This is a genomic window from Kribbella caucasensis, assembly GCF_004361855.1.
GTDB lineage: Bacteria > Actinomycetota > Actinomycetes > Propionibacteriales > Kribbellaceae > Kribbella > Kribbella caucasensis.
The window spans coordinates 263343-289595 of sequence record NZ_SNWQ01000001.1; the positions used below are offsets into that span (position 1 = coordinate 263343).

24 protein-coding genes are annotated in these 26253 nt (G+C 68.0%); 13 read left to right on the forward strand and 11 right to left on the reverse strand.

Annotated features, from left to right (window positions below; genetic code table 11):
• Complete coding sequence (locus tag EV643_RS01230) at nucleotides 1–4383, reverse strand: rhamnogalacturonan lyase family protein (RefSeq protein ID WP_238165273.1); 4383 nt, start codon at nucleotides 4381–4383, stop codon at nucleotides 1–3.
• A gap of 392 nt (nucleotides 4384–4775) precedes the next feature.
• Here EV643_RS01230 and EV643_RS01235 point away from each other — a divergent pair, with 392 nt between their 5' ends.
• A complete protein-coding gene (locus EV643_RS01235; RefSeq protein ID WP_133798050.1) occupies nucleotides 4776–5423 on the forward strand; it encodes a Pycsar system effector family protein in 648 nt (215 codons plus the stop codon).
• A 174-nt stretch (nucleotides 5424–5597) separates the two neighbouring features.
• On the opposite strand, the gene EV643_RS01240 is transcribed toward EV643_RS01235, so the two are convergent.
• The gene (locus EV643_RS01240; RefSeq protein ID WP_133798051.1) at nucleotides 5598–6059 is read right to left on the reverse strand and encodes a MarR family winged helix-turn-helix transcriptional regulator; all 462 of its coding nucleotides are present in this window, start codon (nucleotides 6057–6059) and stop codon (nucleotides 5598–5600) included.
• A 73-nt stretch (nucleotides 6060–6132) separates the two neighbouring features.
• Here EV643_RS01240 and EV643_RS01245 point away from each other — a divergent pair, with 73 nt between their 5' ends.
• A complete protein-coding gene (locus EV643_RS01245) occupies nucleotides 6133–6765 on the forward strand; it encodes a hypothetical protein (RefSeq protein WP_133798052.1) in 633 nt (210 codons plus the stop codon).
• Here EV643_RS01245 and EV643_RS01250 read toward each other — a convergent pair.
• From EV643_RS01250 to EV643_RS01260, 3 genes are all read right to left on the reverse strand, one after another.
• Nucleotides 6704–7951, reverse strand: coding sequence for an MFS transporter (locus tag EV643_RS01250; RefSeq protein ID WP_133798053.1), 1248 nt, complete (start codon nucleotides 7949–7951; stop codon nucleotides 6704–6706). The genes EV643_RS01245 and EV643_RS01250 overlap by 62 nt on opposite strands.
• A gap of 394 nt (nucleotides 7952–8345) precedes the next feature.
• Nucleotides 8346–9116: an alpha/beta hydrolase family protein gene (locus EV643_RS01255; protein ID WP_238165274.1), complete on the reverse strand. Its 771-nt coding sequence runs from the start codon at nucleotides 9114–9116 to the stop codon at nucleotides 8346–8348.
• 185 nt (nucleotides 9117–9301) lie between these two features.
• Complete coding sequence (locus EV643_RS01260) at nucleotides 9302–10357, reverse strand: molybdopterin-dependent oxidoreductase (RefSeq protein ID WP_133798055.1); 1056 nt, start codon at nucleotides 10355–10357, stop codon at nucleotides 9302–9304.
• Between the two features lie 582 nt (nucleotides 10358–10939).
• Between EV643_RS01260 and EV643_RS01265 the strand changes: the two genes are divergently transcribed.
• A complete protein-coding gene (locus EV643_RS01265; RefSeq protein WP_133798056.1) occupies nucleotides 10940–11245 on the forward strand; it encodes a hypothetical protein in 306 nt (101 codons plus the stop codon).
• On the opposite strand, the gene EV643_RS01270 is transcribed toward EV643_RS01265, so the two are convergent.
• Nucleotides 11166–12008, reverse strand: a complete 843-nt coding sequence (locus tag EV643_RS01270; RefSeq protein WP_166665277.1) for a 2-phosphosulfolactate phosphatase — start codon at nucleotides 12006–12008, stop codon at nucleotides 11166–11168. The genes EV643_RS01265 and EV643_RS01270 overlap by 80 nt on opposite strands.
• A 21-nt stretch (nucleotides 12009–12029) precedes the next feature.
• On the reverse strand, nucleotides 12030–12437 hold the full coding sequence (locus EV643_RS01275) for a DUF3151 domain-containing protein (RefSeq protein ID WP_133798057.1): 408 nt from the start codon (nucleotides 12435–12437) through the stop codon (nucleotides 12030–12032).
• Between the two features lie 145 nt (nucleotides 12438–12582).
• Between EV643_RS01275 and EV643_RS01280 the strand changes: the two genes are divergently transcribed.
• A complete protein-coding gene (locus EV643_RS01280) occupies nucleotides 12583–13032 on the forward strand; it encodes an HNH endonuclease (protein ID WP_133798058.1) in 450 nt (149 codons plus the stop codon).
• A gap of 108 nt (nucleotides 13033–13140) precedes the next feature.
• A complete protein-coding gene (locus tag EV643_RS01285; RefSeq protein WP_238165275.1) occupies nucleotides 13141–14241 on the forward strand; it encodes a type IV toxin-antitoxin system AbiEi family antitoxin domain-containing protein in 1101 nt (366 codons plus the stop codon).
• A 141-nt stretch (nucleotides 14242–14382) separates the two neighbouring features.
• Here the strand turns inward: EV643_RS01285 and fbaA are convergent, their stop codons facing one another.
• The gene (gene fbaA / locus EV643_RS01290; protein WP_133798059.1) at nucleotides 14383–15408 is read right to left on the reverse strand and encodes a class II fructose-bisphosphate aldolase; all 1026 of its coding nucleotides are present in this window, start codon (nucleotides 15406–15408) and stop codon (nucleotides 14383–14385) included.
• Between the two features lie 222 nt (nucleotides 15409–15630).
• Nucleotides 15631–16353, reverse strand: coding sequence for a GntR family transcriptional regulator (locus EV643_RS01295; protein WP_133798060.1), 723 nt, complete (start codon nucleotides 16351–16353; stop codon nucleotides 15631–15633).
• 113 nt (nucleotides 16354–16466) lie between these two features.
• Here EV643_RS01295 and EV643_RS01300 point away from each other — a divergent pair, with 113 nt between their 5' ends.
• The 3 genes from EV643_RS01300 (at nucleotide 16467) to EV643_RS01310 (ending at nucleotide 19281) form a co-directional block, all read left to right on the forward strand.
• Nucleotides 16467–17513: an SIS domain-containing protein gene (locus EV643_RS01300; RefSeq protein WP_238165276.1), complete on the forward strand. Its 1047-nt coding sequence runs from the start codon at nucleotides 16467–16469 to the stop codon at nucleotides 17511–17513.
• Between the two features lie 110 nt (nucleotides 17514–17623).
• On the forward strand, nucleotides 17624–18571 hold the full coding sequence (locus EV643_RS01305; protein ID WP_202869342.1) for a phosphotransferase family protein: 948 nt from the start codon (nucleotides 17624–17626) through the stop codon (nucleotides 18569–18571).
• A gap of 293 nt (nucleotides 18572–18864) precedes the next feature.
• Nucleotides 18865–19281 (forward strand): VOC family protein, encoded by a 417-nt coding sequence (locus EV643_RS01310; protein WP_133798061.1) that lies wholly within the window; start codon nucleotides 18865–18867, stop codon nucleotides 19279–19281.
• Between the two features lie 88 nt (nucleotides 19282–19369).
• Here the strand turns inward: EV643_RS01310 and EV643_RS01315 are convergent, their stop codons facing one another.
• Nucleotides 19370–20155 (reverse strand): IclR family transcriptional regulator domain-containing protein, encoded by a 786-nt coding sequence (locus EV643_RS01315; protein ID WP_133798062.1) that lies wholly within the window; start codon nucleotides 20153–20155, stop codon nucleotides 19370–19372.
• A gap of 60 nt (nucleotides 20156–20215) precedes the next feature.
• Between EV643_RS01315 and EV643_RS01320 the strand changes: the two genes are divergently transcribed.
• Genes EV643_RS01320 through EV643_RS01340 form a run of 5 tightly spaced genes read left to right on the forward strand, consistent with a single transcriptional unit; the run spans nucleotide 20216 to nucleotide 24994 of the window.
• Nucleotides 20216–21139 (forward strand): CoA transferase subunit A, encoded by a 924-nt coding sequence (locus EV643_RS01320; protein WP_133798063.1) that lies wholly within the window; start codon nucleotides 20216–20218, stop codon nucleotides 21137–21139.
• Nucleotides 21132–21884, forward strand: coding sequence for a CoA-transferase subunit beta (locus EV643_RS01325; RefSeq protein ID WP_133798064.1), 753 nt, complete (start codon nucleotides 21132–21134; stop codon nucleotides 21882–21884). Before EV643_RS01320 ends, EV643_RS01325 begins: the two co-directional genes overlap by 8 nt.
• The gene (locus tag EV643_RS01330) at nucleotides 21877–22920 is read left to right on the forward strand and encodes a maleylacetate reductase (RefSeq protein ID WP_133798065.1); all 1044 of its coding nucleotides are present in this window, start codon (nucleotides 21877–21879) and stop codon (nucleotides 22918–22920) included. The genes EV643_RS01325 and EV643_RS01330 overlap by 8 nt, the downstream gene beginning before the upstream one ends.
• On the forward strand, nucleotides 22917–24125 hold the full coding sequence (locus tag EV643_RS01335) for a thiolase family protein (protein WP_133798066.1): 1209 nt from the start codon (nucleotides 22917–22919) through the stop codon (nucleotides 24123–24125). Before EV643_RS01330 ends, EV643_RS01335 begins: the two co-directional genes overlap by 4 nt.
• 11 nt (nucleotides 24126–24136) lie before the next feature.
• Nucleotides 24137–24994 carry an intradiol ring-cleavage dioxygenase gene (locus tag EV643_RS01340; RefSeq protein ID WP_133798067.1) on the forward strand — a complete coding sequence of 286 codons (858 nt, stop codon included), beginning with the start codon at nucleotides 24137–24139 and terminating at the stop codon, nucleotides 24992–24994.
• Here the strand turns inward: EV643_RS01340 and EV643_RS01345 are convergent.
• Entirely contained in the window at nucleotides 24991–26244 is a 1254-nt protein-coding gene (locus EV643_RS01345; protein WP_202869343.1) for an alpha-amylase family protein, read from the reverse strand. The genes EV643_RS01340 and EV643_RS01345 overlap by 4 nt on opposite strands.
• Nucleotides 26245–26253: the final 9 nt, after the last annotated feature.

A 26253-nucleotide genomic window follows, 5' to 3' on the forward strand; every position in this document is an offset into this window, starting at 1 on the left:
CTACGGTGTGCTCCGCCCACCGGTGTAGACGATGCTCGGCGGCTTCGGCTGCGCCATGTCCTGACCGATGAAGAAGCTCACCTGCGGTGGCTGGTTGTACGCCGTGTTCTGCCACGCCACCCCGAGGCGGTAGACCGGATCGTGCATCAACGTGTGCAGGCGCCGATCGGTCTCGTACGGCGTGCTGTAGATCCGCAGCTCGGAGCTGTCCGCGCTGCGCCAGGCGATCTCCTCCCGCCAGTCGCCGAAGAGATCGGCCTGGATCGCCGGAGTTCCCTTGGTGCCGTTGTTGGAGCGTGCCCCCGGATCCGAGAGCAGCACACCGACGGTGCTGGTCTCCCAGTTCCACTTGCTGATCGTCGGTGTCCCGCTCAGCGTGCTGGTGTTCCAGGCGTGATCGACGATCTCCCGCAGCGGGTCACCATCCCACCAGGCCAGGAAGTTGGCCGCTGGGATCGTGGTCGACAACAGCTCACCGGTGGACGACTTCAGCTGGCCGACCGGTGAGTTCCAGGCGGCGTCCCCACCGACCGCCCACCCTTCGGCACCCGGGTGCCTGGGGTCGATGTCGCCCGCCGCGGCCCGGCCGGTGTCGCGGTCGGCCGGGATGTCCCAGATGATCGCGCCGGTCCGGGCATCCCGCATGGTCGCACCACGATTGCCGCTGCGGCCCATGTCCTCGTGCGCCGCGAACGCCTCCAACCCGGGTCGGGCCGGGATCAGGTCGCTGACGTGCAGGGCGTCGCCGTGACCGAGGCCGGTGCTGTAGAGCAGCGACCCGTCGTCATCGACGGTCATGGATCCGAAGACGACCTCGTCCTTGCCGTCGGCATCCACATCGGCGACCGCGAAGTTGTGGTTGCCCATCCCGTAGCCACCTTCGCTGCCCTTGTCGTTGGTGTCGAAGACCCAGCGCCGCTGGAGCTTCCGGTCCACCAGGTCGTAGGCGGCGAGCACGGTACGGGTGTAGTAACCGCGACTGAACACAACGCTCGGGTGCTCGCCATCCAGGTAGGCGACGCCGGCCAGGAATCGGTCGACTCGGTTGCCGTAGGTGTCACCCCACGATCCGACATCACCGCGGGGCGGGGTGTAGTCGACGGTGTCCATGATCTTGCCGGTCAGTCCCTCGAAGACGGTGAGGAACTCCGGCCCGGCCAGGACGTACCCGGCACTGTTGCGATGGTCGGCGTTGGGGTCGCCGATGACCGTGCCCGCCGCGTCCGTCGTACCGTCCGCGGTGCGCATGGTCACCTCGGCCCGGCCGTCACCGTCGAGGTCGAACACCTGGAACTGCGTGTAATGCGCGCCGGCTCTGATGTTCGGGCCGAGGTTGATCCGCCAGAGCTTCGTCCCGTCCAGCTTGTACGCGTCGACGTACACGAGGCCGGTGTAGCCGGCCTGCGAGTTGTCCTTGCTGTTGGACGGCGACCACAACTGGATGATCTCGTAGCTGCCGTCGCCGTCGACGTCACCCACACTGGCATCGCCCGCGCTGTAGCTGTAGGGCTGGCCGTCCAAGGTGTAGTCGTCGGCGGGCTTGTCGAGCGGCACGGAGAAGTGGTTCCCGGCCCAGGTGCCGAACTCCGGTGTCGCCTGCTGCTCCTGCTCGTCGTCGATGGCCGTTACGCGGTAGCGGGAGCTCGTCGTACCGCTTGCGTCGAGGTAGTTGGTCGAGTTCTTGATCGGCTTGGGGTTGAGTCGGACGCCGTCCCGGTAGACGTTGAACCCGATGGAAGGCTTGTCGGTCCCCAGCAACCGCCAGCCGACCAGCACCTTGCCGTCGGCGGTCGGTACGGCGGACGGGGCGCGGTCCAGGTACTCCGCCTGGCGCTTCAATACCGTAACGGCCGGGGTGACAAGTGCCTTGGACAGTGCGGACACACCGCCTGCGTTGACGGCCGACACCTTGTAGAAGTACTTGATCGTAGTGAGCACTTCCTTGTCGGTGAAGGACTTCTCCGACGTCTGGCCCACTATCTGGTAGTTCCCGTCCTCGGTCTCGGCGCGGGAGACGAGATAGGTCGTTGCCTCGTACACCTTTTGCCAGTGCAACGTGAGTTCGTTCTTGTCGATGTCCTGCAACTGGAGCTGGGTCGGCACCGGCGGCACGGGAACGGATGGGTCGACGACCGAGGCCGTGACCGGTGTGGAAGGCACCGATTCGAGGCCGGTGTTGTCGACCGCGGTGACCTGGTACGAGTACGCGAGGCCGGCGGTCACGGTGCTGTCGACGTACAGACGATCGGTCTGCTCGGCCAGCTTGACGGGCTCCGCATCGCCAACGCCCTGCCGGTAGATCCGGTAGCTGACCGCGTCGGTCGCCGCGTTCCACTGGACGGTGCTGGTCGCCGGGCTCGCGTGCGGATCGACCGACTCGACCGCCAGACCCGTCGGGGCGACCAGGAGCGGCGTCACCTCGATCCCGTTCAGCCGCGCTCCCGTACCGCTGACCACGACATTCAGCTGACCGTCGGTGACAAGGATCGGGCCGTGCAGCCGCTCGGTCACGGCCGCCCTACCGGCGTTCCCGTTGCCGGCCGGGCGTCCCTCGATGGCGAAGTCGGTCCGGCTGGTGCCGATCCAGTCGCCGCTGTAGGTCTTGACCATGTACGTGCCGTTCGGTAGGTCCAGCTTGAACTCGAACGGGCTCGCCGAGAGGACGAAGTCGCGCTGCAGGTCGTTGGGCACCCCCGCCGTACTGCCGCGGTCCCGGTCGGCCAGCGCCTCGGGCGGCTGGGTGAACCCGAATCCCCGACCCGCCGAGTAGGTCATGGTGCGGTTGACCTCGGTGTACCCGGCGACCACCGGAGCACCGACCGGGCCGAAGTCGAATTTGTACAGGGCCCGCTTCGTGGTGAAGGTGATCGCGGCAGACGGTTCGGACTCACCCCGGCCGTTCACCGCACCGATCCGGTACGAGTAGCTCTCCCCCTCGGCCAGACCCTGCACGACCGAGCTCGCGGCCGTCGTCGTACCGACCAGCGCGTACGCCGTATCCGGGGCTGAGGCGGTCTTGCGATAGATGCGGTAGATGTCGGCACCTTCGGGCGCGGTCCACCTCAGGACAGCGCCCGCATTGGAGATGCTGCTCGCCATCAGGCTCGTCGGTGCCGCCGGAACGGTCGCGGGCGGCTCGACCTCGACCACCTCGGCCGCCAGTGGGATCTCCAGTTGCGCCACGTCCGTCGCGACCAGCCGGGCCATCTGGATGGCGCCGTACTCCTGGAAGTGCGTGTCGTCGACGGTGCCGTTCGGCCGGCCGGGATAGACGCCCGGATCGACGTGCAGGAACACCGCCTTCGCCGCCTCCGGCCCGATCTCGTCGAGGTACGCCCGGCTCGACGCCGACAGGTCCACCAGGTCGACATCCTCCTCGGCCGCAAGTTCGATCATCTTGGCGACGTACTCCGGGAAGCTGACGTTGAACTTCCCTGTCACCGGGTCGAAGCTGCGCCGCGACACCGGTGTCACCAGGACTGGGACGGCACCGCGCTGGCGGGTCCCATGCACGTACGTCCGCAGGTATTCCTTGTAGTCGGCCGGCGAGGCGTACCGGTCGTCGACGCCTTGGGTGGCGTCGTTGTGACCGAACTGGATGAGCAGGTAGTCGGCCGGCCGGATCACCCGCAGGATCTCATCCAACCGGCCTTGGCTGATGAAGTTCTTCGAGCTCCGGCCGCCGATCGCCTTGTTCACGACGAGCACGTCGTCGGTGAGGTACCGGTCCAGCATCTGCCCCCAGCCAGCCTGCGGCGCGAATCCGGGGTCGTAGGTCTGCACGGTCGAGTCGCCGGCCAGGAAGGCGGTCGGCTTGGCCCCGGCCGTCCGGGTCGGCTGGCGGGTGATGACGAAGGAGTTGATCTTGGCCGCGGTACCGCTGAAGTCGAGGTTCAGCTGACCGTCGACGAGCGAGATGGGGAACGTCATGGTCAGGTACTCACCGGCCGGCTTGGCCGTCAGCTGCACCTTGGCCATCTTCTCGGCGGTGATGGCGATCTCGCTGGCCTCGGTGGCGTCACCGGCCACCAGCGCCACGGTGTAGTCGCCGTTCGGCAGATCCACGAGGAACGACGTACCGGCGACCGCCACGAAGTCACTCCGGAGGGGGTCGGTGGTGCCACGGTCCACCGCCGTCACCTTGGCCGGATCGGCGAAGCCATAGCCGAGGTCGGCGCTGTAGCCCACCTCGGCGACACCGGTGTAGCCGTCGGCGACCGGACTGCTCTGGGTGCCGAAGTCGAAGCGATAGGGGGAGTCCACGGTCGGCAGCGCCGTGGCTGTGACCGGTTGGACCAGCGCGCCGGCGAGAACCAGCGAAAGGAGCGCGGCCAGTAGTTTGCGAGGTCTGCGACCAGGCGATCGCAGGGCAGGCGAAGTCATCATCGGGCTCCGTGACAGGCAATGGACGGGGTCTTCTCAGCGCTTCGTCGCGAGGTTCGCGATCCGTGTTGGAAAGCGTTCTCCTGAAGGTGCGAGATGAGTATCACGAGAGCCGCACCCAAACAACGGCTCGCGATCGCCAGCAGCCCGATCCGCCGTGGCCAATACCGGACACCGAACGACCCCAGCCGACCTGTGCAACTCAGTTCGTCGCGGCCTTTCGCATGTCTGGAGAACCCTCAAACCACCAGAGTCAGGCGCTGACCGAGCCTTGCCTGTGAGGCCGTGCCGGATGGACGCTGGCAGCACGTGGCCGACCCGCTCCGTCTGCAAGCACCGCTTGCATTGGTCATCGGCGCACAGCGGGTAGCCGTCCATAACCTCAACCCAGCGTGGGCACGGCCGAGCTCGCTGAAGCGAGAAGGGCGTTTGTGGTGCGTGTGGGCCACCTCGACGCCGATGAGAGTGGAGGCGCGCGGATGAATGAACAGCCCGAGCCTATGGGGACGAACGAAGAGCCCTCGTCCGCGCGGACAAATCTCGAGACACTTCAGTGGCTCATGGACCACATCGAGGGCCAGGTGGCTTTTGGCGACACGAAGGCCGGCCTGCTGTTCACGGCGGATTCGATCCTGTTGGCGTCCCTGCTCGCGGTATCGACGTCTGAGCAGTTCGGCCTTGAATCGTTGAGTCGTCCCGCTGTGGTCTTGGCGGGCATCTCCTGCGCGGCGCTCGTTGGCGCTCTGTTTCTCGCGCTATGGACAATACTGCCCAGCCGGGCGAATTTGGTCCGTCCGGATGTGGCCGGCCGGGGTCTGACCAACTTCCCTTCTATAGCAAACTCGTCGGCCGAGGCCTACATCGCCAAGGTGATGGGTGCCACGACCGTCTCGTTCAGTGACGACGCGGCTCGATCCATTCATGGAAAGGCCGGGTGGGCCAGGAGGAAGTTTAGGCTCCTTTACGGAGCGATAACGTTGACGATGCTCGCAGTGGCACTTGGAAGCTTCGCCGCAATCTTTGAGCTGCTCAGATCATGAACGTCGTCCGAGCGTCGCCGGACGCATCGGCCAGCCAGCTGTCCAGTCCGCTCGCGAGCCTCGTCAGTCGCTGCAACGATGAAGCTCGTCCCTTGCTTACGCAGTGTGGCAGGAACCGCCGACAAAAGTACGCCAAGTCAGCACACCTGTGGATAAACGGACCGGTCGTGGTCATCACTCGGGCCGATCATGCGGATCCCGTGCGGCGGTCGCTAGCAGTTTTGTGAGCAGGGTTCGGAGTTGGTTGTGGCCTTGTTTGCCTAGGAGCGTGGTGATATCTGCTTCCAGGTCCTGGATGGTGGCTTCGCCGGCGTCGATGCAGGCGTGGCCGCGGGCGGTGAGGACGATGAGTTTGGCGCGGCCGTCGGTCGGGTCGGGGCGGCGTTCGACGTAGCCGAGGTCGATGAGTTCGGCAACCACTTCGCTCATCGACTGCGGGGTCATGTTGGCGCCGCGAGCCAGGTCGGTCAGGCGGGAGCCCTCGCGCTTGATCTGCGCGAAGACCGCCGAGTGCGACGGCTTCTGCGGGTAGCCCGCGCCGACGACGCCGTCGACGATCCGGAAGCCGAGCAGGCTGTACGCCTGTCCGAGCATCGCGATCGTGTTGGCCCGGCGCTGCTGATCCGTTGACGGCATGAAGATCCTAAGGTAAACCTGAATTTCAGGTATACCTTAATACTTTTCCACAACGGATGTGGGGGGACACACCGTGAGCACTTCAAGCGCAACAACGTTCAGCCCCGCCGGTTCGTCGTACCACCGAACCGCGGGGACCATCGGCCTGTGGGCGGGCCTGCTAGGCGCGGCGTCGGGGATCCTGCTGATCGTCTACCCGGCCGCCGTCAGTGACGACCGGTTCAGCTACCCCTTCACCGCTTCGGGGTTCACGCTGATCCAGAGCTTCTTCTTCGTGCAACACGTTTGCATCGCCGTGCTGATCGCGGCACTGTGGATCTCCGGCGCCGCCGGCCGCGGCCGGATCGGCCGGATCGGCGTCGGAGGCAGTGTGCTGTGGATGCTCGGCCTGGGCGTGACGGAACTCGTAGCGATCAGCGCCAAGGATTCGCCGTACCCGAGCCCGCGGACCGACACCATCGAGGCCCTGTACGGCGTGACCTCGACGGGCATCGGCGTGTTCCTGATCATCGCGGGGATCGCAGTGCTGCGGGCGCGGCAGTGGACGGGTTGGCAGCGGTGGCTGCCACTCGCCCTGGGCGTCTACGTGTTCGTTCCATTGACCCCGGGCCTCTTCGGTCCGTTCTGGCTCGGGCGGCTCGTGATCACCGTATGGATGCTGCTGTTCGCCTTGCTGGGCTGGACGGTCCTCCGATCGCGTTCCTGACCACCAGTGCCATCGCAGTGGCGACCAGTGTGGCCAGCAGCGCGAGCGCGAAGCCGTAGTGCGGCGACTGTGCGTCCACAACTCGACCCGCGAAGGCAGCGCCGAGGGCGATCCCCGCGGCGCTGCCGGAGTTGAGCCAGGTGAAGGCCTGAGTCAGTACTGCGGACTCGACCTCCGCCTCCGCCAGCACGGCAGACAACACCTGGAATGGCGCCAACGCGATCCCCGGCACGGCCAACGCAATCCCAACAGCCCAAGGGGAATCCACGACGAGCAGCGGCACGGTGGACACGCCGAGGAAGACGAGCGCCAGGACGAACTGCGTGGGTGGAAGCAACCGCCAACGCCTTGCTCCGTAGGCGAATCCGGCGAACAGACTGACCAAACTGGTGATGCTGTACAGCGGCCCGGCCAGCGACGGCGTACCCCGGTCGACGGCGAACGCTGTCACCGAGACCTGCATGCTCCCGAAGAACAGGCCGACACCGATGTTCGTGGTGGCCAGTGCGAGGAAACCCTTACGGAGCAGGCCTGCCGAGCTCTGACGTTGATCGGCCGTGGTCGGTGGAGGCGCAGTACGGCGTTGCAGGGCCAGTGAGAATCCGCCGGCCAGGACCAGTGTGGTTGCGAGGACAGAGCCGGCGACCGGGGTTCCGAGGGAGCTGACCGTTCCGATGAGGGCCGGGCCGACCATGAAGGCAACGCCGGTACTCAGTGACTCCAGGGCGAAGGCCGGCGACAGTAGCGGCGTACCACAGAGTGCGTGGGACCAGCGGGCGGAGGTCTGCGCTCCTAGTTGTGGGAGCGAGCCGCCGGTGACGACTGCTGCTGCGACCAGCATCCACAGTGGTTGGGCCGACACCGTTAGACCGATCAGGAGGGCGACCGCGGCCGCGTGGGCGAGCAACGTGATCGGCAGCATCCGCGTCTGGCCGAATCTGTCGATCAGGCGCGCTATCTGTGGTCCCGCGAGGGCTTCGGCGACCGCGAAACCACCCGTCACGCTGCCGGCCGCGGCGTACGATCCGGTCGCGCCATGAATGAGCCAGACGATGCCGAGGCCGGTCATGGCGATGCCGATGCGGGCGGGGGCCGAGGCCAGGTAGAACTTCCATGCGCCAGGCGTGCGTAGTACGACGCTGTAGGTGGTGAAGGGCGCGGTGATCCGTCCGGTGAGTGCCGGCACGGTAGAGCCTTCCGCTGCCTGGCGGGGCGGTGACCTGACCGTGGGCGTCCTGCTGTGCCGGTCCGTCGATGCCGCCTACAACCGTCCAGTGTTGGCAGGAAGCGGGGACGCGCGCCGCCTGCCGGCTCTGTCACCGGGCAGAAACTCGGGGTCGATGATGACGCGCTCAGTCTACCGTGCGGCGTCTTTGTTTACTGAACTTGGCGGCATTGAAGAGAGCTCCGCAGCACGAGCGGACGTTCTGCGACGCTATCCGGCGCTGGATGTGTTTCTGCGCCCGATGCGAGATCATCGGCCTCGTGCCAGGGAGTGATGACGGTGGCCTGTGCACCGGCTGTTGCTGCCGGTAGGGACCGAGTAAGCATCACGTCGTGAGAGGCAGCGCGGCTGACTGTCACTGGTCGGCCAGGTAGGGGTCGGCCCAGGCGCTGATGATGCGGGCCGCGCGCTTCGCCTGGTTGCGCCCGGTCAGCAGGTGATCGGCGCCCTCCAGCGACACGAAACTGCGCGGATGCCGGGCCGCCCGGAAGATCTCGCTCGCATTCGCGATGCCGACGGTGTTGTCGGTCGGTGAATGCATCACCAGCAGCGCCCGGTGCAGCGTGCGAATCTGCTCGTGCAGGTCCGCCGCGCGCACGTCCTCGATGAAGTGTCGGCGGAGGGTCAGCGCCTTGCCGCCGATCAGGAACGGTGCCTCACCGTCGGCGAGGCACCGTTCCACGAGCGCGTCGTAGTTGTGCTCGACGTGTCCAGGCTGGTAGGGCGCGCCTATGCTCACCACCGCGCGCACCGAGTCGACGTGGTGGGCCGCGGCGATCACTGCCGCGCCGCCGAAGGAGTGCCCCACGACCAGCCGCACCTCGCGCCCCGACTCGTTCATGAATCGCACCGCCTGGGCGGTGTCGGCGACCTTGTGGGAAAAGGACCCGTCGCCCCAGTCGCCCTCGGAATCGCCGAGCCCGACATTGTCGAAGCGGAGCATCCCGATGCCCTCGCTGGCCAACTGCTTGCAGATCCGGCTGGCGGCGGGGCTCTCCTTGCCAAGGGTGAAGCCGTGCGAGAACACGCCCCAGCCACGGACCGGGGCTGCCGGGTGGTCGACCACACCGGCCAGCTTGGGCCCGCTCGTGCTCGGGAACCAGACACGCTCGGCCACGTCGGTCATCCTCCCAGACCGGGACGGGTTCGTTGATCGGCTACGGCACGGACAAGTTGGGTCCCGGCTTCTCCAGCCGCCGCACCTATTGACCCAACGCCGCTCCGACCTCCAGATTGCGGCGGCGTTGGCGCATCTGCGTGGTGGCTTCGCAGTCAGCTTCGCGGGGGAGACTGACTGATCAATCGGCCAAGTCACTGCAACGGGAACGGCGGCTGCCACCACCACGGCCGGGTATCGACGACCACGCGGTCCAACCATTTGACCCACCAGAAGCCCCGTCGGCCCGGCGCGACGAGCCGGGCCGGCGCACCATGCCCGATCGATAGCGGCCGGTCGGCGACATGCGTTGCGATGAGCAGGAACGGTACGTCCCGCAGCGGCAGGCGCCGCGCGTACCCGGTAACGGAGACCACGACGACGCTGCGTGCGTCCGGCGGGAGCGATGCCGGCAGCAACCGGTCCAGCCGCACCCCGCGCCAGCGCTGGTCGGCGTACCAGCCGCCGGTGCAGTCGAGCACCGCCTCCATTTCGTCGGTGGCCATGGCCAGCAACGCGTCGCGGTCGAGTTCGGCCATCTGCCGACCCGCCACCTCGACACGCAGCCGCCAGATGGCAACGTCGACCCTGGGCACAGCATCCAGGGCCCACTGCGTGACCGGCATCGCCTCCGGACGATCCGAGCCGACCTCGTGCGAGCCGGTCACCCGGCGATCCTGCCCCGGCAACGAGAGCCCACGGGCGACACCTTCCACGGCGACGTATGCCGCAGCCGCACCTCCGCCGAGCCAGAGCGCGCGGAGCAGGGTGCGCCGGGACAGGTCCGTGCGCCGCGGCCGCTGCGGGTGCCGGAGCACGTGCAGGACAGCGAACGGCACCGCAAGCACCGCGGCACCCACATGCACCTGCATCGGGGTGAGACCTGCGTAGGTCCGGAAGCCGCCGAGAACGTGCACGACGCCCGCGAGAAGCGATACGGCGACGAGAACCCCGAGGACGAGGCCGGCAGCCGCACGCCAGGAAGCCGACCGGAATGCCCTGCTCCGCCGCACGATCAGCGACTTCCACGGTACGAGCAGCACCAGCGCCAGACCCGCCGCGCCGTGCAGCACCGTGACGATCCACCCGGGCGTCGTGGTACCCGTGCCGAACGCGGCCCAGCCGGTGGCGAACGCGAGCACGAGCAGCACCAGCAGGGCGACGTTGGTACGGCGCCCGGCACGTCGGCGGACCCGACCTTCCCGGCCCATACATCAAGTGTGCAGCGTCAGCTCCGCAGGGCCTCGCCAGGACGGTGCCGGCCCACGGTTACCTGGTGATCCGCACACCTTCACGCACATCGGCAGTTCAGCACCTTTACGGTCGGCGGCAGATCCGCTAAACGGTGTGGCTTCCCAGTGGCGCGTGCGGCATCATCCGCTAAGGAACGTGGGTGTTCGAGGCGCGATGGAACGCCGTGCGCCGTTCCCGCAGCCCGTCGATCCGCCTAGCCTGCGGTCATGTCGTTCTTCGAGCCGCCTCCTCCTGCTCCCCAGCCTCCCGCACCAGGGCCGCAGCCCCAGCCGCCCGCATGGCAGGCGCCGCCCGAGAGCGTGCTCGGCGTGCCCGTGGCGCAGAGCCGGATCCTTGCCCGCACGGAGTCTGTGACGATCGCCTTAGCCGATGTGGTGGCGTATCCAACGGGCTGCACGTTCGAGCTCCGGCTGGCTGGCCGGCGAACGAATCAAACTGAGGACGAGTGGTGGGACCTGAACGCGGTGTTCTTTGAGCACCGCCGCCCAATCTCACGTCGAGGCCTCGCCAGCGGTGCGCTGCCGGTTGAGCTGCTGCGTGTGGGAGTTGAGTTTGCGGATGGGCGGAAGGCGACCAACGTCGGCGGACGGCCGCCCTGGGACCTGACCACTCCGCCCGAACCGCCCGTCCTGGTCGAGGCCGGCGGCGGGGGTGGGAGCGGTGGTGACGACCGGATCGTCTCCTCCCGCGAGTTCTGGTTGTGGCCCTTGCCGCCCGCGGAACGATTCGCGTTGGTCATCGAGTGGCCGTTCGCGGGCGTGCCGCTCACCCGTACGGAGCTTGACGGTGCCGCGATCGCTGCTGCCGCGGAGCACGCTGAGCCGTTCTGGCCCGAGCCGACGTAGCGTCCACAGCCGCTGCTTTGAAGGCGCCATCTGTCAGCACCGGTACTACGCGGCTGCGGTCGAGCTCCGCCGCGATCGCGACATCCTCGGCGAACCCGTACTGCGTGAGCTCCCGCCCGCCGGCGCAGTCGTGCAGCAGCCGCGGCAGCTCCTTCTCAACCTCCCGGTACGCCGCGACCGCGGCCCGCGCCTCGGGCGACAAGGGGCCGACGTCTCGGTACGCGAGTGCCGCGAGGAAGCCGCCTGCACCCCACAGATCCTCTACGGCGGGACGCAGCGAGTCGTCCTTCCACCGCTCCCCCGCGGCGATCGCCACCACCGTGAGTGCTGGGTCTTCGGCGAGTTTGGCGGCGGCCCATTCGGCTGCCGCGGCCCGATTTCGCAATGACACAGCCAGCACGGTCGAACCACTGTCGCTCAACTGCTGGGAGATCGTGGACCCGTTCGGCGACGGCAGCACCAGTCGGCGTACTCCCTGGGCCTGCCGGATCGTGACGGGCGACAGCGTGATCCCCGGCCGCGATCGCCCGACGGCGAGCACGGCATCCTGCTCCTCGGCGAAGGCCACCGCGGTCTCGTCACGCCAGCGGTACGGCAGGACGTCAATGTCGTTGTCGACGGCGACAGTCACCGCAGTGGTGAAGGACAGCACGTCCACCACCGCGACCAGGCTGCCAGGGACCGCGGCGGCACCGACCGGCCCCCAGTCGAACCCAACTCGAAATCCGGACTGCGCGTAGGGGCTGGTCACCGACGTGATCATGCCAGCCCCTACCAGCAGGCTTCAGCTGAGCTCGTCCGCTGCGGTCGGCGACGAGTCGCGCAGGAAGGTGGTGCAGCGTTCGGCTTCGTCCTTCTCGTCGATGGCGGCCGCGGCCTTGCCCAGGACGGCCAGGCAGCGCAGGAAGCCGCGATTCGGCTCGTGCTCCCAAGGAACCGGGCCGTGACCCTTCCAGCCGTTGCGTCGGAGCAGGTCCAGGCCCCGGTGGTAACCGGTCCGGGCGTAGGCGTAGGCCTCGATCGTGCGGCCGTCCGCGAAGGCCGCTTCGGCCAGCAGGGACCAGGCCAGCGACGAGGTCGGGAACTTGGCCGCGGCCTCGACCGGAGCGAGCCCGGCGGCGAGTTCCGCGGCCGCCGGGTCCACGGGGAGTAAGGTCTCGGGTGGACCGCTGAGCAGATTGTTCAATTCCATGACCACATCTTCGCCGATCACGCAGCCGAACCGGCACGTGACCGCCTGACGAAATCCGTTGACCGTTCACCGATCGGCCACGGATGCTTGAGACCCTGCGTGATAGCCGCCGTGGTTCCCAGCTACGGCCGGAAGGAGGCACCGGATGAGCGTCATAGTCCTGAACGCGTCGTACGAGCCACTGCACACCGTGTCGATCCAGCACGCCATCCGGATGCTGGTCCGCGAGGTCGCAGTGGTGGAAGAGGCGCACGGCGAACGGACCATCGGCCCTTTTCCGGTTCCACGGGTGCTGCGGCTGGTCCGCTACGTGGTCACCCATTGGCGCTACGCCGGCGGCCGGATGAAGTACAGCAAGCACGGCGTGCTCCGCCGGGACAAGTTCCGCTGCGCGTACTGCGGGCTGGAGAACGCCGACACCATGGACCATGTTCAACCCAGATCCAGGGGCGGCCGCACCGAGTGGCTGAACGCGGTCGCCGCCCATGCCGCCTGTAATGAGCGGAAGGGCAACAGGACGCCCGGCGAGGCCAATATGCCGCTCCTCTGGCAACCCTGGGTTCCAACCCGGGCCGAGCTCGTCATACAGACATGACGGGCTTTTTTCATGCCCAATTCCGGGTCGGCGAATGATCCCGCGGGGTTGTCCACAGCGCCGATGATTCCTGCGGTTCGGGCCGGCTGATCACTGCATCTTGTCTGTGTGAACCCACAACTCAGCGTGATGACCGCGATCCGCGGCGGCGTCTTCACCCGCGCCGACGCGCGTGCCTGCGGCTACCCCGACCCCGACATCGACTCCCTGCTGGACTCCGGCGGCTGGCGCCGGATCCGGCCGGGCACCTACGCCCCCTACCGTGACTTCGCCGTCGTCACCGACGAGATGCTCCACCTCCGCGGCCTCCATCGAGTACTACGCTCTGGCGAGCCCGGCCTGATCGCCAGCCACCAGTCAGCCGCCGCCCTGCACGCCCTCCCACTCTGGGGCCTCGATCTCACCCAGATCCACGTCACGACCCGGACGGCCCACTCTGGCCACCGGCCCAGCGAGGCCGCGGCCGGATCACGCGACAGCTGGGCCGTGATCGGGGCGGACGAGGTGTGCCGGCATGTCCGCGACCCGATCGGCCCGGGCGTCCAGGTCTGGAACAACCTGCGCCTGGTCTCACCAGCTCGAGCGGTCGCCGAAGTCGCCGCCACCTCACCGCTCGTCCCGGGCGTCGTGGTCGCCGAAGCCGCCCTCGCCGCGGGGATCGCCACGTCGAGAACCCTCCAGCGGGCGGCGAGCCAGCTCGTCGAGGGGATCGACCAAGCGGAGCGAGTCGTCGCGCAAGCCCAGCCGGAATCCGCCTCGGTCGCGGAATCACGCCTGCGCCTGATCCTGTCCGAGGCAGGCCTCCCCACGCCTTCGACGTCCGCACCGCCCGCGATCGACGTCGACCAAACCGGATGCGCGCTGTGGTTCCCCGACGAGCGGACCGTGGTGGAGTTCGATCCCCGGCGACCTTTCTGGTGCCAGGTTCCGGACGACTACCTCGACGACACGGCCACGCGCTTCTTCGCGCCCCGTCCCGGTGTCCCGACCGAGCCCGAGCCGCTCGAATACTGCTGGATCTCCTGGACCGATCTCGACGATCCACCCCTCGTCGTCGACCGCGTCCGAGCCACCTTCGCCCGGGCGTCCCGCCGTACCGGCGTCCGGATCTTCGATCCCACCCGCAGCCCGCGTTCCCACCGAAGACGCCGCACCGGATCGACGCAGCCCGACTACGCCCTGCCCTCCGACCACGACATCCCCGGATGACCCCCCATGGCGACGACATCCCCGGCTGACCTCAGGACAAAGCGAACGGGCCCGCCGTCCGATCGACGACGAGCCCGCTCAAGACGATCCGTCAACAGCTACTCCGGGCAGCTGCTGCGGCCATCACCGCTACAGCGTGGTTCAGGCCTTCAGGGAGGTGCCGGTGGAGCGGAGGCTCTCGCAGGCCTCGGCGACCCGCTTGGCCATCCCCGCCTCGGCGAGCTTGCCCCAGGCGCGCGGGTCGTAGGCCTTCTTGTTGCCGACCTCGCCGTCCAGCTTCAGCACACCGTCGTAGTTGTTGAACATGTGCCCGGCGGCCGGCCGGGTGAACGCGTACTGCGTGTCGGTGTCGACGTTCATCTTGATCACGCCGTTGTCGACCGCGGCCCGGATCTCCTCCAGGGTCGAGCCGGATCCACCGTGGAAGACCAGGTCGAACGGGCGCTCCTTGCCGACCTTGGCGCCGACCGCGTCCTGGATCTCCTTGAGGATCTCCGGGCGCAGCTTGACCGAGCCGGGCTTGTAGACGCCGTGCACGTTGCCGAAGGTGAGCGCGGTCAGGTAGCGGCCGTTCTCGCCGGTGCCGAGCGCCTCGACCGTGGCCAGGCCGTCCTCGACCGTGGTGTAGAGCTTCTCGTTGATCTCGTTGGCGACACCGTCCTCCTCGCCGCCGACCACACCGACCTCGATCTCCAGCACGATCCGGGCGGCGGCAGCCTTGGCGAGCAGGTCCTTGGCGATCTCCAGGTTCTCGTCCAGCGGCACCGCGGAACCGTCCCACATGTGCGACTGGAACAGCGGGTTCTCCCCGCGGGCGACGCGCTCGGCGGAGATCTCCAGCAGCGGCCGGACGAAGCCGTCCAGCTTGTCCTTCGGGCAGTGGTCGGTGTGCAGCGCGATGTTCACCGGGTAGTTCTTGGCGACCTCGTGCGCGTAGGCGGCCAGGGCGACCGAGCCGGTCACCATGTCCTTCACGGTCGCACCGGACAGGTACTCCGCGCCGCCGGTGGAGACCTGGACGATGCCGTCCGATCCGGCCTCGGCGAAGCCGCGCAGTGCGGCGATCAGCGTCTGCGAGGAGCTGACGTTGATGGCTGGGTAGGCGAAGCGGTTCTGCTTGGCCTTGTCCAGCATCTCGGCATAGACCTCAGGGGTGGCAATAGGCATGTCTCGCGGTACTCCTCACAACAAAAGTTCGTGTGGGTCGGGCTCCAGTATGTCCGCCGCGCACCTCGTCGTGCCCGGCGCCCTGCTGCCGAACCGGCCGGACGGCCGTGCTGTGTTCGGCGATGGTGCAGACCAGTTGATGAACAGGACCGGTCCAGTTCGTTTCCACCAGAAGAAGATCGCGCTCGTCGATCCAACCGCGGCGGATCGGTGCCCGGCTGGTCAGGTGGCGGTTCCCGACCGCGGGCCTCGGGGTGTGAGGGCCATGTGCAGCCGGTAGCGGTCGGCCCGGTAGGCCGACCAGGACAGCTCGACGACCTTGCGGCCGGCGAAGGTGGTGCGCTCGAGGACCAGCAGGGGTGCCCGCCGGGCCACACCGAGGACCCGGGCGACATGACCGTCGGCGTTGTCCGCCCGGACGGTCTGCTCCCCGGAGGTGACGACGACGTCGTACTCGCTGGCGAAGACGTCGTACAGGGTGCCGAGCTCGCGGCCGAGCAGGCCGGGGAAGAGCTGCGACGGGTAGTAGCCGATCTCGTACGCCATCGGCGACGCGTCGGCGGTCCGCAGCCGCTCGACCCGGATCACCTTGGTGCCCTTGGCGACTCGCAGCCCCTTCGCGGTCTCGTCGGAGGCCTCGATCTCGGTGGCCGACAGCACCACCGTGCCGGGTTCGAGCCCGCGGGCCCGCATCTCCCGGGAGAACGAGGTGAGGTGCAGTTGCGAGTCGACCTGCGGGCCGGTGACGAAGGTGCCCTTGCCGTGCACGCGTTCGAGCGCGCCGGACTCGACCAGGTCGCTGATCGCCTGCCGGACGGTGACCCGGGAGACGTTCAGTTTGTCCACCAGAGCCCGTTCGGACGGGATCGGGTCACCCGGGTGCAGTTCGACGTCGATCAGCCGTTCCAGCACCGACCGGACCTGAGCCCGCTTCGTCGCAACCATGGAATCCAGCTCCTCCAGACCTGGCGGTGTCGCCGGGGGTGTCCCGGAGCACCGCTCACTGCTATCGTGCGCAGCATACCTGTTAAGACCAGATAGGACCAGTGATCCCTGTGGTGTCTGTTCCCGCCCCTGCCACCCAGATGGCGCGCGAGATCGCCGAGCAGCCGGCCGCGCTGGCGGCCACCTTCGAGCACGTCCTGCCCCTGCGACACGACATCACCCGGCTGGCCGCCGGCCGCCGGCACGTCATCTTCGTGGCCCGCGGTTCGTCGGACAACGCCGGCGTCTACGGCCGGTACCTGACCGAGATCCACGCCGGCCGCCAGGCGTCCCTGGCCGCCCCCTCGGTCGCCACCCTGTACGGCGCGAACCTCGACCTCTCGAACTCCCTCGTGGTCGCGGTCAGCCAGTCCGGCGCGACCCAGGAGATCGTCGACACCGCCGAGTGGGCCAAGCGCAACGGCGCCGCCGTGGTCGGCATCACCAACGACGGCAACAGCCCGCTCGCCTCGACCGCCGACGTCGCCCTGATCACCCAGGCCGGCAAGGAGCTGGCCGTCCCGGCGACCAAGACCTACACCACCCAGCTGGCCGCGATCACCGTGGCGGTCGACTCGCTCGCGCCGAAGCCGGGCACGCTCGACGCCGCCATCGCCCGGGTTCCCGACGCCGCCGCCAAGATGCTGGAGGGTTCGGTGGAGGCGGCCGCCGATCTCCTCGCCGGCGCCCACGACGTCCTCGCCAGCGGCCGCGGCCTCACCTTCGGCACCACGCTCGAGGTCGCCCTCAAGCTGGAGGAGACCTGCCTCCAGCCGGTCCGCGGCCTCTCGTACGCCGACCTCAAGCACGGCCCGATCGCCGTCGTCGACGCCGATCTGGTCACCATCCTGGTCGCCGCCGCGGACGGCCCGGCCCTCCCCGGCATGACCGAGCTCGCCTCGATCGTCCGCGAGAAGGGCAGCAAGATCCTCGGCATCGGCGGCGACGCCACCTTTGCCGCCCGCTGCGACGTCAACCTCCCCGGCCCCGATCTGCCCGAGACCCTCTCCCCCCTCGCCCTGGTCATCCCCGCCCAGCGCGCCATCGAGGCCCTCGCCCGCAAACTGGGCCTCGACCCCGACGCCCCCCGAGGCCTCCGCAAGGTCACCCAAACCGACTGACCCCAGGCCCCGCGCCGGAGCACCGAGGCCCCCGACCCTCGTTGCCGGGGCCTCGGTGGTCCCAGGGAAATTCCGGTGCATCGATGAACTGCGAGCCCTAGATTCGTGGGGTGACCGCGGACGACGACGTGCCCTCCAACCTTTCGCATCTCGGCGCGCCGATCGGGCCGATGATCCGCGTCCACGGCGGGTTCGCCAACCGGATGTACCGGCTCGACACCGACCAGGGGTCGTTCGCGGTGAAGGAGTTGAACCTCGTCGACCGCCGCTGGACCTCCCACGTCGAGGACGTGTTCAGGTTCGAGCGGGCGGCCTTCGCTGCCGGCATCCCGATGCCAGAGCCGATCTCGGCCAGCCACCACACGCTCGTCCACCGGTGGGTCGAGGGAGAGAAGGTGCCCGAAGCACCGGTGTCGGCGGCGTACGCGTTCGAGATCGGTGAGATCCTCGCGCGCATCCACGCGCTCGACGTCGAGTGGACCCACGTGTCGATCGAGGACCCGACGTCACGGGACTGGCCCGAGCTCGCCGAGCGGGCGGCGGCGACCGGACAGCCGTGGGCCGACGAACTCGCCTCCCACGTCGAGACGTTCCTCGCGATTGCCCACTTCGTCGACACCTGCGAACGGCCAGGCCCCGCCGTGCTGACCCACAGGGACATCCAACCGTGGAACCTGCTCGCTCGAGACGGTCGGCCGGTGGTGCTCGACTGGGAGCTCTCGGGGATGCTCGACCTGGCCAGTGAGCTCGGCTCGACCGCGCTGAGCCTCGCGAAGGGACCTGGCTTCGACGACATCGAGCCCACCATCTTCCGCTCGGTCCTCGACGGCTACGTCGCAGGGGGCGGAGCACTGCCGCCGTCGGGTCCAAGCTGGTTCGTGTTCATGATCGGCGGCTGGCTGGGGTTCACGAGGTGGAACATCCTCCGCTGCCTCGCCGGTGTCGAGGCGAGCACCGGCCCTGACCTCGCGCTGTCGCACGAGTCCGTGCGCAACGGCGTGCGCGGCCTCCCCGACATGTTCGGCCGACTTCCGGAGCTCGAGGCGCTGCTCGTGTGACAGCGACCCGCTTCTGTGCTGGGTGCTCGGCGTGACGCGCGCTCCCGATCCCACTCGTGGCGACAGTCGATGACCTGTACCGACGCGGACGCGTGGACACCGTCTCGGACCTCTCCACACCACCGACCTAGCGCCAATCGGCGCGCGAAGAGTTCGGTCAACTTAGCCCATCTGTCCCGGCCGTCGCGTCCGCATCGGCAGAACTTCGCTGGGAAAGTGCTCATTTGGTGAGCACTTTCCCAGCGATAGTTGATGTCAGGAAGCGGGAACAACGCACCGAAGGGACCACGGAAATGATGCGAGGATTCGCCACCGTCAGCTTCTACGCCGCGGACATGAGCGCCGCCAAGGCCTGGTACACCGAACTGCTCGGGATCGAGCCGTACTTCGCGCGGCCGGAGGTCGGGGACCCGGCGTACCTGGAGTTCCGTTTCGGGGACTACCAGTGCGAGCTCGGGATCATCGACGCGAAATGGGCGCCTCACTCGGTGGGCGAGAAGCCGGCCGGCGCGATCGTCTACTGGCACGTCGACGACCTCGAGGGCATGGTCGAGCGCCTGCTCGAACTCGGCGCGACCCAGAACGAGCCGATCACCGCCCGCGGCGACACCGGATTCCGGACCGCCTCGGTGGTCGACCCGTTCGGCAACATCATCGGCGTCATGTACAACCCGCACTACCTGGAAATCCTCGACTCGCTGAAGAACTGAGGGTTCGAGTACACAGCGGAAACCCGGCCGAGCAAGGGCCCGCCGGGGGTTCGTGCGGAGGCGGCGTGGCGAGTGTCCGCCGTCGTGGTCAGAGTCGGCCGCGGCGGCGGAGGGCTGTACTGATGTGGTCGGCGCACTCCAAGAGCGGCGGGAGTACGTCGGTTCGCAGCGAAGCGACCGTTGATCGGGCGACGTGGGCGGAAACGTTGAGGGCGGCTGCGGTTCGGCCGCGGGAGTCGAGGATCGGTACCGCGATCGACCTCAGGCCCAGCTCCAGTTCTTGGTCGACCATCGCATAGCCGTCCGTCCGAGCACGACCGATCACTTTCCGCAGTTCGTCGGTCGTTGCGACGGTGCGATCGGTGAGTTCCTCGGCCTTCAGGGACGACAGGTACGCCGCAAGCTCGGGCTCGGGTAGTCCCGCGAGCAGGACCCGGCCCATCGAGGTCGCATAGGCGGGAAGCCGAACTCCGACGCCCAGCGCGACGGTCATGATCCGGCTGGTCGGGACGCGCGCCACGTAGACGATGTCGGGTAGATCGAGGGTCGCGATCGAGCAGGACTCCTGCGTCTTCGCGCTCAGCTCCTCCATGAAAGGGCCGGCGATATCGCCCAGGTCCAGCGACGACAGGTAGGCCCAGCCGAGAGCGAGGACGCGCGGGGTGAGCAAGAAGCGTCGCCCGTCGCTGCGGACGTAGCCGAGCTCCTCCAGGGTGAGCAGGATCCGGCGGGCGGTCGCGGGGCTGATGCCGACATCTCGGGCGACCTCGCTCAGGGTCAGCGACGGCGATTCCGCCGAGAACGCGCGGATCACCGCGAGGCCGCGCTCGAGCCCCTGCAGGAAGGTTCCGGTGGTGGACGCATCACCAGGCACGAGCTACCCTTTTCGTTGAAAGAAGAATTTTTCGCTGAGCGAAATCGTAGCGGAGTCATCATGCCAAGTCCAACCCCTGCGCACCTGAATCCCCTGGCCGATGCGATCGCCGAGCACGTGCACGACGGGGACACGGTTGCGCTCGAGGGCTTCACGCATCTGATTCCGTTCGCCGCGGCGCACGAGATCGCCCGGCAGGGACGCCGGCACCTGACGCTGGTGCGGATGACGCCGGATCTGGTGTATGACCAGCTGATCGGGCTCGGCGTCGCGGACGAACTCGTGTTCTCGTACGGCGGCAACCCGGGCGTCGGCTCCCTGCACCGACTCCGTGACGCGGTGGAAAAGCACTGGCCGCACCAACTCGCCGTACGGGAGCACAGTCATGCGGGGTTGGCCAATGCGTATGTGGCCGGTGCCGCTCGGCTGCCGTTCGCCGTACTGCGGGGCTACCGCGGCACGGATCTCGAGGAGCAGCGGGACATCATCTCCAGCGTCACGTGTCCGTTCACCGGTGAGGAACTGGCCGCCGTGAAGGCGATCAACCCGGACGTCACCGTGATCCACGCGCAGCTCGCGGACCGCGAGGGCAACGTGATGCTCTGGGGGATCACCGGTGTGCAGCGCGAGGCGGTGCTCGCCGCGGACCGCGCGATCGTGACGGTCGAGGAGGTCGTGGACGAGTTCCCCGAGCGCACCGGCGCGGTGATCCTGCCGAACTGGGTGCTGTCAGCGGTCTGCGTCGTACCGAACGGAGCCTGGCCCTCGTACGCCGCGGGCTACTCGGTCCGCGACAACGACTTCTACCAACGCTGGGACGCCATCGCCCGGGACCGAACCGCCTTCCTCACCTGGGCGTCCGAGAACAACCTGCCGACCGACAACACCTCCCCAGCCGAGGACACCTTGTCCGGCGCAAACGCCTCGCCGGCCGAGAGCAGCTTGACGGCTGAGAACGACACCAAGGAGCCGGCTGATGTCTGAGTGGGACAGTGCGGACATGATGAACGTCGCGGCCGCGCGGGAGTTGAAGAACGGCGACGTGTGCCTGGTCGGGGTCGGCCCGCCCAACCTCGCCGCGAACCTCGCCCGCCGCACGCACGCACCGGCCTGCCGCCTGGTTTACGAGTCGGGTGCGATCGACGCCAAACCACGCCGGCTCCCACTCTCGATCGGTGATGACGACCTCGCGGCGACAGCAACAGCGGTCGTGTCCGTGCCGGAGATGTTCAACTTCTGGGTCGGCGCGGGCCGGATCGATGTCGGCTTCCTCGGCGCGGCGCAGATCGATCGCTACGGCAACATCAACACGACCGTCATCGGCGACCACAAAGACCCCACGATCCGCCTCCCCGGCGCGGGCGGCGCACCCGAGATCGCCTCCGCCGCCAAGCGCGTGATCGTCATCGTCAAGCAATCGCGCAGGACGTTCGTCGAGCAGGTCGACTTCGTCACGTCAGTCGGTTACGGCCCGACCGGCAACGAACGCCAAGCACCCGGCGCCGGCCCGACGCTGGTGATCACCGACCACGGCGTTCTCGAACCCGACCCCGACACCAACGAACTCACCCTCACCCGCCTGCACCCGGGCATCACCGTCGACCAGGCCCGGCAAGCCACCGGCTGGGACCTGAAAGTTGCCGACAGCATCGAAGACGTGCCGCCGCCGACCGCGACCGAGCTCACCGAGCTCCACCGCCTCCGCGACCGGGAACCCGCCGATGGATGAGTTCGTGTACGTCGGGTTGCCGACGCGGGTCGTGCTCGGAGTCGGCGCGCTGGACAAAGTGCCGGACGAGATCGACCTGCTCGGCATCGAGAAGGTGCTGTTGATCGCGACCAAGGCGGTTCGCGACGACGCCGATCTCCTGGAGATCGCCCTCAAAGACCGGTTCGCCGGCCGGATCGACGACGTCCGGCAGCACGTGCCGATCGAGCGCGCCGAGGCGGCCCGGAACAAGGCGAAGGAGGTCGACGCACAAGGCATCGTCGCGATCGGCGGCGGTTCCGCGATCGGGTTGGCCAAGGCGATCGCGTTGACGACGAGATTGCCGATCGTGGCGGTGCCGACGACGTACGCCGGTTCGGAGATGACGCCGGTCTGGGGGCTGACAGCCGAAGGTACCAAGACGACCGGCAGCAGCCTCGACGTACTGCCGAAGACCGTCGTCTACGACCCGCTGCTGAGCCGCCGCCTTCCGCTCAAGGTGACCGCGGCCAGTGTCGCCAACGCGCTCGCCCACTGCGCCGAGGCGACCTGGACCCCCAAGGCCAATCCGATCACCGACGTCACCGCTGTGGAAGGTGTTCGGGCGCTGTCCGAGGGACTCCGAGCCGCAACCACCGAGCCCACCGATCTAGAGGCCCGAAGCAACCTTCTGTATGGCGCCTGCCTGGCCGGCTCCACCCTCGCTCAGGCAGGAACCTCGTTGCATCACAAGCTCTGTCACCTCCTCGGCGGCACCTACGACCTCCCCCATGCCGAGACCCACGCCGCGGTCCTCCCCCAGGTGACCCGCGTCAAAGCCCTCGACGCACCACGCGCAAAGGTACGACTGGAAGCGGCACTGGAGACCGACGACCTCGCCACCGGCCTCTACGACCTCTTCACCACCGCGCAGGTGCCGACAAGCCTCAAAGAACTCGGCCTGACCGAAGGCCAGGCCCGGGAGGCGGCGGACAAGTTCGCGCCGGACGACCCCGAAGTACTGGACATCCTGATCCGCGCTTGGGCCGGTCAGCGGCCAGAAGGAGCAGCCCGATGAGATCCGCCTTCCTGCTCGACGCCGTCCGTACGCCGGTCGGCAAGCTCGGTGGGGCCTTGTCCGGCGCACGCCCCGACGACCTGGCGGCCGCGACGCTCAAGGAACTCCTGATCCGCCACCCCGACCTGGACCCGGCCCGTATCGACGACGTCTTCCTCGGCAACGCGAACGGCGCCGGCGAGGAGAACCGCGACGTCGCCCGGATGGCCGCGCTGCTGGCCGGATTCCCGACGAGCGTCCCCGGTACGACGGTCAACCGGCTCTGCGGATCGGGTCTCGAAGCGGCGATCCAGGCTGCGCGCGCGATCGAGACCGGCGACGCTGACCTTGTCATCGCCGGCGGCGTGGAATCGATGAGCCGGGCCCCCTGGGTCCTGCCCAAGCCCGACAAGGCGTTCCCGCACGGCAGCGTCACCGCCGAGTCGACCTCGCTCGGTTGGCGGCTGGTCAACCCGAGGATGCCGAAGGAGTGGACGGTCTCGCTCGGCGAGGCCACCGAACTGCTGGCCGAGCGCCACGGGATCACCCGCGAGGCGCAGGACCTGTTCGCCCTGGAGTCGCACGAGAAGGCCGGGAAGGCGTGGGCGGCGGGCAGGTTCGACCCTGAGATCGTCCCGTGGGAACACCTCGCTCCGGTCCTTCCGCCGAAGCAGGCCAAGGCGCTGACCAGGGACGAGTCCATCCGTGACGGCGGCACCCTCGAAGTGATGGGCGGCCTCAAACCCGCATTCAGAGCCAATGGCACGGTGACCGCGGGCAACTCGTCCACGCTCAACGACGGTGCGTCCGCCGTACTGATCGCCGACGAGGCGACGACACAACGCCTGGAGGTCGAACCTCTTGCGCGGATCGTCAGCCGAGCAGTGCACGGTGTCGAACCGCAGTACTTCGGGATCGGGCCGGTCGAGGCCTCCCGCAAGGCACTGAGCAAAGCAGGTATCACTTGGGACGACCTGACGCTGGTCGAGCTCAATGAGGCGTACGCCGCGCAGAGCCTGTCCTGTCTGCAGGAATGGCCCGAGCTGGATCGGGCCAAGGTGAACGTCAACGGTGGAGCGATCGCCCTCGGGCATCCCCTGGGCAGCTCCGGCACCCGGATTCTCACCACGCTCGCGCACGAGTTGCGCCGGCGCGGTGGTGGCTACGGCCTGGCCACCCTCTGCATCGGCGTGGGCCAGGGCCTGGCGATGGTGATCGAGGCGTAAGGAGCGACGGGATGGATCTGCAAGGCGATGACCTGACCGAGGCGGTGGTGGCCAGCTTCGACGGCAGCCAGAACGCCCGGACCAAGACCGTGATGAGCGCGCTGGTACGGCATCTGCACGCGTTCGCCCGTGAGGTCGACCTGACCGAGGAGGAGTACTTCACCGCGATCGGCTTCCTCACCCGGACCGGGCAGATCTCGACCGGTAACCGGCAGGAATTCGTCCTGCTCGCCGACGTCCTCGGCTTGTCGATGCTGACCGTCGGCCTGGCCAACCGGAAGCCCCCGGAAGCAACGGCATCCACGGTCTTCGGACCCTTCTTCGTCGAAGGATCCCCCGCGATCGAGCTCGGCGGCGACATCGCCAACGGTGCTCCCGGACAGCCCTGCCTGGTAAGCGGCAAGGTCCTGGACACCGACGGCAACCCGATCCCCAGCGCCCTGGTGGAGACCTGGCAGGCCGACGAGGAGGGCTTCTACGACGTACAGAAGGACGTCGGGCAACCACAGAACCGCGGCCATCTGACCACCGATGCCGAAGGCAACTACTCGTTCTGGTCGGTGCGTCCGGTCGCCTACCCGATCCCCGACGACGGACCGGTCGGCGAACTCCTCCACGCGGCCGACCGTGGCGTGATGCGGCCCGCACACATCCACTTCATGGTCACCGCGCCCGGGTTCGCCCGGCTGATCACACACATCTTCGCCGCCGGAGACAACTACCTGCACAACGACGCGGTCTTCGGCGTCAAGGACTCGCTGATCGCCGACTTCACCGAGCACCCGGCCGGTACCGCCCCGGACGGCCGCGAACTCGACCAGCCTTTCTTCACCGTGCAATATGACCTGGTGCTCGCCGGTACGCCTTAGCCGAGCAGCACCCAGCTGTTGCCGGGGACGACGGCCGGATCCTGGTCCGAGGCACCGTCCGGATGAGCGATGACGGCGAGATCGGTCAGGTCGACAGGGAAGTGGCGGGGTTCGTCGGCGAGGTTGAGGAGGAGAAGCAATCGCTGGTCGCCGTCGATGCTGCATAAGGCGACCGACTCGTTGGTGAGGTGCTCCACGGTGGTACGGGCCCTGACCAACCAGGGGTTGCGGCGGCGGACCCCGATCAGCCGTTGGTGCAACCGGTACGTCGGCCAACCGTCGTCGGCCAGGTCGGAAGGCTTCGCCGGGAACGCCGGCCGGATCGCGTCGTCACCGCCGGCCCGGTCCTCCTTGATCCCACGGAACGCCTGCTCGTCGCCGGAGTAGATGCTCGGCACCCCCGCCACGGCGAACAGGATCGCCAACGCATGCCCGAAGTGCCGTTCATCCGAAAGCTTGCTCGCCAGCCGCGTCACGTCATGGTTGCCCACGAACGTCTGCGGCACGAACGTGTCGACCAACGCGTCGTGCCGCTTCAACGCATGCGCGAGCTCGAAGAAGTTCCGGTCGTTCAGCGAACTCCAGATCGCCTTCCACAACTCGTACTGGGTAACCGAGTCGAGCCCACTCGTCGCCACATAGCCGGCGTAGTCCCCGTGGATCAGCTCACCGAAGAACCACGCGTCCGGGTACCGCGGCCGCACCTGCGCAAGCACATCCCGCCAGAATTCCGGCGCAACGTGGTACGCCGCATCCAACCGCCACCCATCCACACCACGATCGAGCCAGTGGCACATCACGTCCACGACGTACTGGACGACGGCCGGGTTCGAGTGGTCCAGCGCGACCAGGTGTTCGTGGCCCTCGAAGACCTCGATCGACCCGTCGACGCTGCGGCGGAACCACTCGGGCGGTGCGTCGAAGGATCGGCCGACATGGTTGAAGACTCCGTCGAGCACAATGCGCAGTCCGCGCGATCGGGCGGCCGTGACCAACCGGTCGAAGGTCTGGTCGTCGCCGAGCCGCGGGTCGATCCGGAAGTGGTCGACGGTGTCGTAGCCGTGTGTCTCCGCGGCGAACACCGGTCCCAGCAACAGCCCGGAACAACCCAGCTCGATCGCATAGTCCAGCCAGTTCTCCAACTGGTCCAGCCGATGGACGAGCGGCTCGCGGGCCGCTGAACCAGAAGGCTCGGCTCCGGTGAAACCGAGCGGATAGACCTGCCAGAAGATCGCATGATCAGCCCACATGTGCAGTCA